The following is an 11065-nucleotide window of genomic DNA, read 5'->3' as shown; positions in this document are numbered from 1 at the left end:
GCAAGTAAATGAAACGACGAATGTTTAAAGGCATACTCGGTTGTTTTTTATTCTTAATATTAGTTGGTTGTCAAAAGGATCGCTTAAATAAAAAAAGTGACACTTTTTCTTCGAATGGCAGCGACTATAGCTTTCAGCTTCCTAGTGGATGGGAAATTCAGGAAGACTATCAAGATGAATTAAATGAAGCGGCTGTGTTTGGAGCAGAAGATACCAATAGCCGTGGGGTGATGTTTATTCGAACACAAAAAAGCGAATCAATGAATGAAACACAACTGAAAGAAGAAACGAAAAAAAGTTTATCTAAATACTATAAACTGGAAGCCGGTAAAGTAGAAACTTTTGAAGTAAACGGAATGCCCGCCATTCATTATTTAATGCCAAGTGTTTATAAGAAAAAAGCTGTTTGGTTGGATATGTATTTTGTAACAACGAAGACTCAACTTGTTAATTTTCAGTTTTATCGATCAAAAGATAATAATGCTGAACAACAACAACAATTAATCCGAGAATCGGTAAAAACATTGAAGCAGCTAAATGATGATCAAAAAACAGTTGATAGCAATTATCCTACACTCGAGAACAATCAAAAGTTGGAAAATGAACAAGTATCAATTCAACTAACAGGTAATAAAATTGAGGATAATCAATTAATCTTACGTTATGTTGTAACCAACAAATCTAGTAAGGAGTTATTACCAAGGGATGAATGGCAGAAAATGTTCACTATAGAAGAATTAGGAAAGAAGTTATTGATGTCAGATCAGCCAAAAACCAATGACTCAGAACTGGATTATTTATTGGCGTGTGGGAAACAGCCGTTATTAGCTGGAGAATCGGTAGAAAGTGCTGTTATTTACTCCCTTCAATCCGATGGAGTAATTAAAATTCGTGTGAATGAAGGTCAAATAAGAGGGGATATACCAAAGGTTTTAACCATTGAAAGATAGGGGGATATGTATGAAACGATGGATAAGTTGGCTGACTGTTTTAGGAATTATCCTTAGTTTAGCTGGTTGTGGCCAAAACATAAAAACGACATCAAATGAGAAACTACCTAAAAATGAAGTAGCTTTTACTTGGTGGTCAGATCGGTTTAAATCCTTTGGAGAGTATAACTACACAGGAATCAATGAAAAACAAGCGATGGAAGACCTGAAGAATCGATTTCAAGTGGAACTGTTACCTTCTTTTGAAATCGGACGCGACATAATTAAATCTGGTTTTCTAATAGATGGTGCTAGCCAGGAACCAGAAGAGTTTTCATTCGTTGCTTCAAAAAGTGAACTGGGATTTACTAGCCAGGTAAAGTTTAAAAATAAAGAAAATCAGTACACTTCTTATGGAACTGTTACAGCTAAATATCAGTATTTGGAAAATCTGAACAAGGTCAAACTGTCTAGCCAACGAATTGAAATCTACAATTCAACAGCTAACGGAAACTATAACGGGAATGATTTGGCTGATACGTTAAAACAATTGGGAAGCTTGTTGCAATTAGATGATTTAGATAAATTATTGATGGATTTTAATAAAGAAACGGCTGATCAAGGTAATATAAAGGGAAAAGATATTGTCATCTATGAAGATTTCCATGAAGGTCAAAAAAAGCGGAGCTTCGGGAAAAGTATGGGCGTAACATATAACGAGTTTGGGGTTTTAGAAAAGATTTATGCTATCACGATAGATTATCGAATCTAGTCGATAATTGTTTGGGGAGAGATAGCGTGCAATGATAAAAAATTTATAGTTTAGTTATTTTATGTGTTGAAGTAATGGTGTTAGAAACAACTAATATAAATAAAGGCAGGTATGAAAAGTATGGTTAAGATTAAAAATGTTGCTGGTGTTTTATGTTTTGGTTTATCTTTAGGTTTGTTTGCAATAGGAGGTGCTCAAAAGGTAGCTGCTGCTGAGCTATTGACATCTAATATTGATTTAAACGGTTATGCTGCAACTGTGACAACTAAAGCAGATGGAACAAACGTATTGACGACAAGAAAAGGAGAATATCTTTTAACCAAAGATGCTGCTTTGTACAGTTCAAAGACAATTACGATTACATTGGACAATACAAAACCAGTTGAAATGGGAGCAATCGATGCGAAAAGAACACTTGAATTTAGAGGAAATGGTCAATTGCATGTCAATACAACAGATGAAGTTGGTATTAATGTTGGTGAACATTTGAAAGCCTTTAAATTTACAAAATATGGTAAAGGCTATATAAGCGCAACCGCTTCTGGAACGGGTGTGTTTGTTCATAATGAAATTCAAATGGATGGCGGTACTGTTGAAGGGTTTGGTAAAAACTATGGTGTATATAGTGAAAATGACATTAAACCATATAATGATTCTGTATTAAAAGGTACGAGTAGCGAAGGAACTGGAATCTATGCGTATCGTGATATCTATGCATGGAAAGGCGCAACTGTTGTGGGAGAAGGTCATGTTAGCGGAGCACGTTCAATCATTGCTCATATCCAAGCTGAAGGGGCTGGAAGTTCAATTACCGGTATCTCTACAAATATAAATAGCCAATATGCTGCTCTGCATGCAGATAAACAAATGTTACGTGCTTATTCAGGAGCAGTAGTTCGTGAAGAATACAAAAAACCTACATTTGAAATTACGGAAGATGCACCAGTTTTTGTCACAGATTATGCAAGTGTTTCCCGTAATATGAAAGATATGAAAAATTATACGTGGATTTCAGAACCAGATAATATCTTTTTAAACAATCAAGGTGGTCTATTAGGAGACATGTCTAAGGGCACTCCCAAAGAACTGAAAATCGTTGGCTCTCGCCAAGAAAGTAAAGTAAATAAAAATGAAGTAACTCAATTAAAAACTAACGGCAAACATGAAGTGATATTTTCAGAAACACCAACCAGATTTGCATTACCAGTAACAACAAAACATTGGGTATTGGATCATGCAACTGGTGAATATAAATTATATGAAGAAAAAGTTTATACTATCGAAATCGGAAATATGTTCAAAGTGAATGATTACGTACATGATTTCGGTGCAACTGAATGGGATCTTACAAAAGTTGATCGTCAAGATTTTGAAGTAGTGAAAGATGGCGGTGAATACGTTGTAAATTACTATTATGATGTTGATATGCCAATGGGTTCTTAGTTCAAAGTTAAATAATATGATGACTTAAAAATAAAAGAAACGCTGTTTCACTACTCAAAAAGTAATGAAACAGTGTTTCTTTTGTTTAATAATTATATTTTCCTAATAATAAAATAGTATTTTTCAAAGTATATTCTTGGCATTTTTAACAAAAAAGTTATATTATTATGAAGTGGAATTAAGAGTTTACTAGGAGGTGCTGACAAAGAGAACTAGTGATCTTCTTTCTATAAGAAGTACGATGAATTTAGTTTGTATGATGAGGCAATTAAACAAAAACTTAAAACGAGGTGGAAAATTTGAAAAAAGTGTTTAGAAAAAATGTGAACGTTTTATCTTCTCTAGTACTTATTGTTTCTAGTGTAGTTTTATCTTTATCTGCGTTAGCACCTAGTAAGAATGTTGAAGCTGCTGAACCTGCTCAATATCGTAATGTTATGTACTATGGCGATTGGTCGATTTGGGGCGGAGAAGATAATTTCTATCCTAAAGATATTCCTGCTGACCAGCTAACACATTTGAACTATGCTTTTTTAGATTTTGACAGCAATGGAAATTTGAAGTTTACAGATAAAGATGCAGCAGTTGGTGCGCCTGTTGGGCAAGATGGGGTTCAGTGGAATAGCGCTAGTGCTGGAGTTTTAAATGCAATTCAAGATATTCGTGCAAAAAATCCTAACTTGAAAATTGGGATTTCAATCGGTGGTTGGTCTAAATCAGGTGATTTTTCTGATGTAGCAGCGAATCCGACTGTGCGTGCAAATTTCGTTAGCAATATCGCTAAATTCATCAAGTATACAAATATGGATTTTGTCGATTTAGATTGGGAATACCCAGCGTCTGTTCGTGAACCAGATAAGGTTGACAATACTAATGACGAAGGAACACCCCATGCAAAACCTGAAGATAAACAAAATTTTATTACACTATTACAAGATATTCGTACAGCAATTGATAAACAAGGAAAAGACCTAGGGAAAACCTATGAACTTTCTGTGGCTTTGCCAGCTGCACAAAATACCTTGAAAAATGGTGTGGATGTAGCGCAATTATTTAAAGTAGTCGATTTTGCCAACGTGATGACTTATGACATGAATGGCGCTTGGACACCAAACAGTGCCCATCATAGCGCACTTTACGGAAATCCCGCAGATCCTAATTATGCTAGTGGATTTTCTGTAGACCAAACGGTTAAATATCTCCAAACCAATGGTGCGCCATCTAGTAAAATCGTGATTGGAGCAGCCTTTTATACTCGTGGTTGGAATAAAGTAGCACAAGGCACAGACGCAGCTCATCCAGGTTTATTCCAAGCAGCTGAAAAAAATAATAAAGATGCCGATTTATCGCCGACATATGGTGCGAATAATAAAAATCCATTAAAATCAGGTGATGGAGGTCGTGCAGGAGGCGTTTGGCCATACCGTAATATTGCCGATCTTAAAGTGAAATCTCCTGACTTGAAAGAATATTGGGATGATGTAGCAAAAGCGCCATATATGTACAATCAAAAAACAGGTGAATTTTATACCTATGACAATCCTCGTTCAATTGGTTATAAAGCGGAATATGTAAAAAATAATCAATTAGGCGGCGTAATTTCTTGGATGCAATCTCAAGATAAAGCAACAGATACAACGAAACGTGACGAATTAACTAAAGCAATCAAAACTGGTTTGTTTGGTACGACAGCACTTTCAGGGAACAAAACAGTTTACGCAGATTTAAATGTCAAAGCAACGATTGCACCATACAGTGAAAATGGCGCAGGTTATGAAATAACTGTTAAAAATAATGAAACAGCAAATGAAACAGACGATGTTCTAAAATCAGTTGAAGCAGCTTTTGAAACAGTAAAACTACCAAAATTATATATCCCAGTCAATGCAGCCGAAACATTGACAGCCGGAGACTATAAAGCTGGGACAGTAACGGTTCAAAATGGAAATGTAGTCGTAGATTTATCTTCTGTTTATGACGCACAACAAATTCCACAAGGTTCAAGTTATACCTTTAGATTAAAATCAAGTGCTGCCGCAGTTGATGTAAATAGAATTGCCAGCATCGCTTTGACACAACGCATTGCAAAAAATGGTGCTGAACTAAGCAAACAAACTATTTATGGTGGTGGAGCAGTTAATCCAGATCCGACAGATACAACAGCACCTACAGTGCCACAAAATTTAGTAGCTGGAACAATTACTGATTCAGCGGCGACACTAAATTGGACAGCCACAACAGATAATGTGAAATTAGCGGGTTATAAAGTGTATCGTGATGGCGTATTGGTTGGTACCGTTGCACAAACCACCTTTACAGACACAAATCTAAAAGCTAGCACAACATACAATTACACAGTAAAAGCCTATGATGCTGCAGGTAACCTTTCAGCGGATAGTAATTCAGTAGCTGTGAAAACAAAAGACAGTACAACACCACCTGTTACGAATGCTTGGGATGCAGCTAAAGCCTATAATGGCGGAGATGTTGTAACCTATCAAGGTAAAACTTACAAAGCTAAATGGTGGACACAAGGTAACGTACCAGGAACAGAACAATGGGGACCTTGGGAATTAGTAGGATAGACAATGCGAGAAGCTAGGTATAACATTTATTGTTAGCCTAGTTTCTTTTTTTGTGGAAACAGTCTATCTAGCACTCCAAAATAAACTGAGAATACTTCTCCATGATAATCAGTGATAACTTCTCTTGTTTCTCCCATCTCATTGCGTTGTTCCAGTTTTTTTGTAAATAGAGATTTTTTCATTGTATCAATCAAGAAAAAGTCTTTTTTTGTGTACTAAAAACTGTCTCAAATGCAAATTTCTGTTATATAAAATAAAGTTTTTTCCCATAATATAGAGCTTTTTTGAGCAAATATATGTAATATTATAACTGGGAATGATAGACTAAACCTATTATTGGAATTGTCAGAAATTTCCCAATCTTTTGGTTGAAAGCACTTTTATAGAAATGAGGAGTAAAATGTATTATGTTATTATGCCCTCTCAAGATATCCGCCGGAACTTAGCTACTGAACAATATTTGCTAAACCAGCGAACGTTTGACGAACCTTTAGTTTTATTTTATATTCAAAAACCATGTGTAATCGTTGGGCGCAATCAAAATGTACGGGCAGAAGTCGATTTGCATTATGCTAGAGAGCACCAAATCACAATCACTCGAAGATTATCTGGAGGCGGTGCGGTATATGATGATTTAGGGAACTTAAGTTTTAGTTTTGTCGTTAATGCTGATCATAAATCTTTTGGTAACTTTAAATTATTTACACAACCGATAATTGATGCTCTACATGAAATGGGGGCAACCGGGGCTGAAATTAGCGGACGTAATGATTTATTGATTGATGGGAAAAAATTCTCCGGCAACGCCATGTATACAAAAAACAAAAAAATGTATTCACATGGCACGTTGATGTTGGATGTTGATCTTGAGGAAGTGAGTCGAGTATTGACTGTTTCTGAAAAAAAATTAGCATCTAAAGGTACAAAATCAGTTAGAAGTCGAGTGACCAATTTAAAGCCATATCTATCTAAAGAATATCAAGGGATTTCTACAGAAGCATTTCGAGACCGCTTATTGTTGCATTTATTCAAGTCTGACACAATGGAAGACATTAAAGGGCAAGAATATCATTTGACCCAAGAAGATGAGCAATCTATTGATCAGCTAGTTGCAAATATCTATGGAAATGATACTTGGATATTTGGTGAAGAACCTAAATTTACGATCAAAAGAGAAGAAAAATTCCAAGGTGGATTGATCGAAGCAAATATCTCTGTAGAAAAAGGACGAATCGAAGCCATCACGATTTTCGGTGATTATTTCAGCCAAAGAGAAACAAAAGAACTAGAGAGTTTATTGACGGGCTGCAACTATGAGTATAAGGCAATTAAAGGGGTATTAGATGAAGTTGAGGTAGGCGAGTATTTTAACAATGTCTCTAAAGAGGAAATTCTTCAGTTGCTGGTTGATTAAGTTGGAGGAAATAAAATGATTACATTTGAACAGGTTTCAAAAAAATATAGTCATGATGGAACAGAAGTCACTGCATTAGATCATGTCGATTTACAAATCAAAGAGCATGAATTATTTGGTGTAATCGGCGAAAGCGGTTCTGGAAAATCGACGTTATTACGAATGATCAATACATTGGAACAACCGAGCCAAGGAAAAGTTAAAGTAGAAGGTATTGATGTGATGCAGTTAAATGAGACTGAAAAGCGGCTAAATCGTAAAAGAATCGGTATGATTTTTCAGCAGTTTAACTTGCTTTACAATCAAACCATTAACGAAAACATTGGCTTACCATTACGTTTAAACAAGTCGCATGATTTAGCGAAAGTTCAAGAAGTCTTGGAATTCGTTCGACTATCAGATAAAGGAAATCACTACCCAAGACAGCTCAGCGGTGGTGAAAAGCAGCGGGTGGGAATTGCACGGGCATTGATTACACAACCAGAAATTTTACTCTGTGATGAACCAACGTCAGCTTTAGATGGACAAAATGCCTATGACATAACGGAATTATTACGGAAAATCAATCAAACGTTTGGTACAACGATGGTTATTGTCAGCCATGAACTAAATTTGATTAAACAATTATGTAATCGAACCGCAGTTTTAGAAAAAGGAAAAGTCTTAGAAACCATCGAGATTCAAAACGGACAACAACAGGCGCAATTTGGTTCGTATTATGAAAGAGTTCGGGAGAGTTTGGGATGATGACAGCATATATAGATAAGATTAGTTATTACCTTCCAGAGTTAAGCAATGCATTGACACAAAGCGGGATAATGATCCTTATTTCAATAATAGCTGCGATTAGTATCGGATTACCTGTAGGAACATCTGTGTATTTAACTAAGAAAAGCCCAACGAAATCCAATCGTCTGACTGGCATTTTTTTAAATGGATACATTAATATTGTACGTTCCTTTCCGTTTTTATTATTTGTGGTTGCATTGATTCCTTTTACTCGCTTGGTGCTAGGTACAGCTTTTGGAACCTATGCAGCTTCACTGCCTTTAAGTTTTGTAGCAGTGGCGTTATATGCTAGGTTAGTTGAGCAAGTATTGTTAGAGATTCCCAATGATATTTTAGAATTAGCACAGTCTTTAGGGAGTAGTAAAACACAACTGATTTTCCGTTTTTTGTATGTAGAATCGAGATCAGGTTTAGTCTTAGCTCTGACGTCAGTCATTATTAGTATGGTTTCTTACTCGACAGTTATGGGGGTGATTGGCGGCGGCGGTATTGGCGATTTTGCACTACGTTATGGTTATCAGCGTTATGAATATGCTGTGATGTATACAGCAATTGTACTTATGATTATTTTTGTCAGTTTCATACAAATCAGCGGCAGTTGGTTGGCTAAAAAATTAAATAAAAAATAATAGTTAGGAGCAAAAAAACATGAAAAAGAACGTATTGATCGGTATGTTAGTGGTGGCGGGGTTAGTGGTTGCAGGATGCAGTGGACAAAAAGGTAAGGCAGATACAGCTAAAAAGGAAGATAAAGTAATAAAAGTGGCCTCTCACATTCCTTCAACTGTCGAAGTCGTTGAATTGGCGGGGAAAAATATCGAAGACGGGTATAAAGTTGAATTGGTTCAAGTCAATGATAATATTCAATACAATGAGCTGTTGAATGCAAAAGAAATCGATGCAAACTTTGCTCAACATGAACCATTTATGCAAAAGTTCAATGAAGAAAAAAAGGGCAATCTAGTCGTTGTACAAAAAATTTACAACGCTAAAGTCGGCTTTTATTCTAAGAATTATAAAGACATTAAAGATCTTCCAAATGGTGCAAAAATTGCCTTGCCAAGTGATGTCTCAAATGAAGGGCGTGCACTAGCAATCTTGGATGATGCTGGTTTGATTAAACTAAAAGAGGGCGTAGGCTTTAATGGTACGATCAAAGATATCGTGGAGAATCCTAAAGATTTTAAGTGGGTATCAGTTGATTTATTGAATTTAGCAGAAGCCTATAACGAAAAAGATATTGCTATGGTATACAATTATCCAACATATATTGCCAAAATTGGTTTAACACCAAAAGATGCGATCTTATTAGAGAAAAAAGTGGATGATCGTTTTGCAATTAGTTTGGTGGCTAGAGAAGACAATAAAGATTCAGACAAAATCAAAGCCTTGAAAAAAGCAATGACAAGTGACAAAGTCAGAGAATTGCTAGAAACTAAATATAGCGAGACGTTAACACCAGCGTTTTAGAAATTGTAAAAAAGCCGCCAAATGCAAGGACTGCAAGTGCGGCTTTTTTTGCAAGGTATCTACCCCATAATATTGTTGTTTTCTACAGCTTCTATTACTCTTGTATAATGATCCGAACGATCTTTGGAAGTGAGATCTATTTCAATCTGCCCCAAACGGATATTTAATTCTTCTATTTTTGCTAAAGTTTGTTGTAGGACTTCAAGCATGCGTTCTTCTGTATTCATCATAACTCTCCTTTTATTGTTTTATTTAGGTGTCTTTGATTGATAAAATAAAGCGTAAAGTATTGTGCAGATTACTGGAATCAATCCAGCAACGAAATATAATCCTTGGAATGAAAGGAAAGTATGTAACTCTCCCAAAACATAAGGCCCGACGCCTAAACCAAGATCTAAACCAATAAAGTAAGTAGACAAAGCAATACCAATTCGATGACTCGTTGGGCTAGCTTTTAAGCAAATTGCTTGGCCGTTTGACATAAAGGTTCCATAACCAAGTCCAATCAATCCTCCAGAAATAAATAGCATCCAACTGCTCGTCGTTACGCTTAGTAACAATAAACCAGCTGTTAGAAAAAGAAAGCTAGGATACATCACCGCATTTTCACCACGAGCATCGAAAATTCTGCCAGACATTGGTCGAGTCGCTGTAATCACCAAGGCATAAACCACAAAGAAAAATGAACTAGCGCTAACAAGATCAATTACTTTGGCATAAGAGGAAAGAAAAGATAAAACACTTGAATAAGAAAGACCCATTAAAAAGGCAATAAAGGAAATAAATAGCACTTTCTTTTCAATGAAACTATCAAACGTCCAACGAGACAAACTAGCTTTGTGTTCTGCACTCAATTGAATATTTTTTACAGGAAACATAAAACAAGCAATCGTTGTAAGTAAAATAAGAACGATTGAAAACAAAATAATAAAATAAAAACTTGTTGTACTTAGTAGAACCATCCCAATAAATGGGCCGATAGCTGCTGCCAAACTTGTACTTAACCCATAATAATTGATACCTTCGCCATGCTTTGACTTAGGGATATAAGCGGTCACGATCGCATTCGTTGCTGTTGAGACAGTCCCGTATCCAAACCCGTTTAGTAAGCGAACAAGGTAAAGAATGCCGATACTTGGAATATAGAGATAAGCAATCGTTGTGATGAGATAAAATAAGGCACCGTACCTTAAAACAGCTTTTCTCCCTAGCAACTCCAACAGTTTCCCCATAAATAAACGAGCAAATAAAGTACCGATAATATAAATCCCAGAGGCAAGACCTGCTTGACCTAAAGACGCATGCAAGGTATCTTGCGCAATTACTGCAATGATCACCATCAATAAGTAGTATACGAGATACACCACAAAATTGATTAAAGTAATACTGATAAAGCCTTTGTTAAATAATTTTTCCTCAGAATGTTCCGTCATTGTAAAGAGATCCTTCTTTCTTAGTATAATAAGCTTAAATTGTAATTTACAAATCTTTTCTGAAAGCCAGTTGTATAGATACTATACGAAAAAAGTCACTAAAAAAAATGCGGATTTGTTTTTAAAAAAAGTTATTAACAAAAAAACACAACAAAAGTCATATACATTTGTTATTGTTTTTGGATGTGTTATCCTTTTAAATAAGACTAGTATTTATTTTTGCAGAAAAT

General features: G+C 35.6%; 10 protein-coding genes. 8 read left to right on the top strand and 2 right to left on the bottom strand.

The window, feature by feature from the left end:
- Positions 1 to 8 precede the first annotated feature (8 nt).
- From BCR23_RS10185 to BCR23_RS10150, 8 genes are all read left to right on the top strand, one after another.
- A complete protein-coding gene (locus tag BCR23_RS10185; protein ID WP_069635395.1) occupies positions 9 to 950 on the top strand; it encodes a DUF5067 domain-containing protein in 942 nt (313 codons plus the stop codon).
- 10 nt (positions 951 to 960) lie between these two features.
- A complete protein-coding gene (locus BCR23_RS10180; RefSeq protein ID WP_069635394.1) occupies positions 961 to 1701 on the top strand; it encodes an LptM family lipoprotein in 741 nt (246 codons plus the stop codon).
- A gap of 120 nt (positions 1702 to 1821) precedes the next feature.
- Positions 1822 to 3144, top strand: coding sequence for a hypothetical protein (locus tag BCR23_RS10175; RefSeq protein ID WP_069635393.1), 1323 nt, complete (start codon positions 1822 to 1824; stop codon positions 3142 to 3144).
- Positions 3145 to 3443: 299 nt separating this feature from the next.
- Positions 3444 to 5729: a glycosyl hydrolase family 18 protein gene (locus tag BCR23_RS10170; RefSeq protein ID WP_069635392.1), complete on the top strand. Its 2286-nt coding sequence runs from the start codon at positions 3444 to 3446 to the stop codon at positions 5727 to 5729.
- A gap of 400 nt (positions 5730 to 6129) precedes the next feature.
- Positions 6130 to 7143, top strand: coding sequence for a lipoate--protein ligase (locus BCR23_RS10165; protein WP_069635391.1), 1014 nt, complete (start codon positions 6130 to 6132; stop codon positions 7141 to 7143).
- A 15-nt stretch (positions 7144 to 7158) separates the two neighbouring features.
- Positions 7159 to 7890: a methionine ABC transporter ATP-binding protein gene (locus BCR23_RS10160; RefSeq protein WP_069635390.1), complete on the top strand. Its 732-nt coding sequence runs from the start codon at positions 7159 to 7161 to the stop codon at positions 7888 to 7890.
- Positions 7887 to 8561 carry a methionine ABC transporter permease gene (locus BCR23_RS10155; RefSeq protein ID WP_069635389.1) on the top strand — a complete coding sequence of 225 codons (675 nt, stop codon included), beginning with the start codon at positions 7887 to 7889 and terminating at the stop codon, positions 8559 to 8561. Before BCR23_RS10160 ends, BCR23_RS10155 begins: the two co-directional genes overlap by 4 nt.
- Positions 8562 to 8580: 19 nt before the next feature.
- Positions 8581 to 9402 carry a MetQ/NlpA family ABC transporter substrate-binding protein gene (locus BCR23_RS10150; protein WP_069635388.1) on the top strand — a complete coding sequence of 274 codons (822 nt, stop codon included), beginning with the start codon at positions 8581 to 8583 and terminating at the stop codon, positions 9400 to 9402.
- 59 nt (positions 9403 to 9461) lie between these two features.
- Here BCR23_RS10150 and BCR23_RS14750 read toward each other — a convergent pair whose 3' ends face one another.
- Positions 9462 to 9629, bottom strand: a complete 168-nt coding sequence (locus tag BCR23_RS14750; protein ID WP_167352169.1) for a hypothetical protein — start codon at positions 9627 to 9629, stop codon at positions 9462 to 9464.
- Positions 9630 to 9650: 21 nt separating this feature from the next.
- Positions 9651 to 10835, bottom strand: coding sequence for an MFS transporter (locus BCR23_RS10145; protein ID WP_069635387.1), 1185 nt, complete (start codon positions 10833 to 10835; stop codon positions 9651 to 9653).
- Between the last annotated feature and the right edge of the window lie 230 nt (positions 10836 to 11065).

Source organism: Enterococcus quebecensis, from assembly GCF_001730365.1.
Taxonomy (GTDB): Bacteria; Bacillota; Bacilli; order Lactobacillales; family Enterococcaceae; genus Enterococcus_L; species Enterococcus_L quebecensis.
This window is presented reverse-complemented; position numbering and strand designations above follow the sequence as displayed.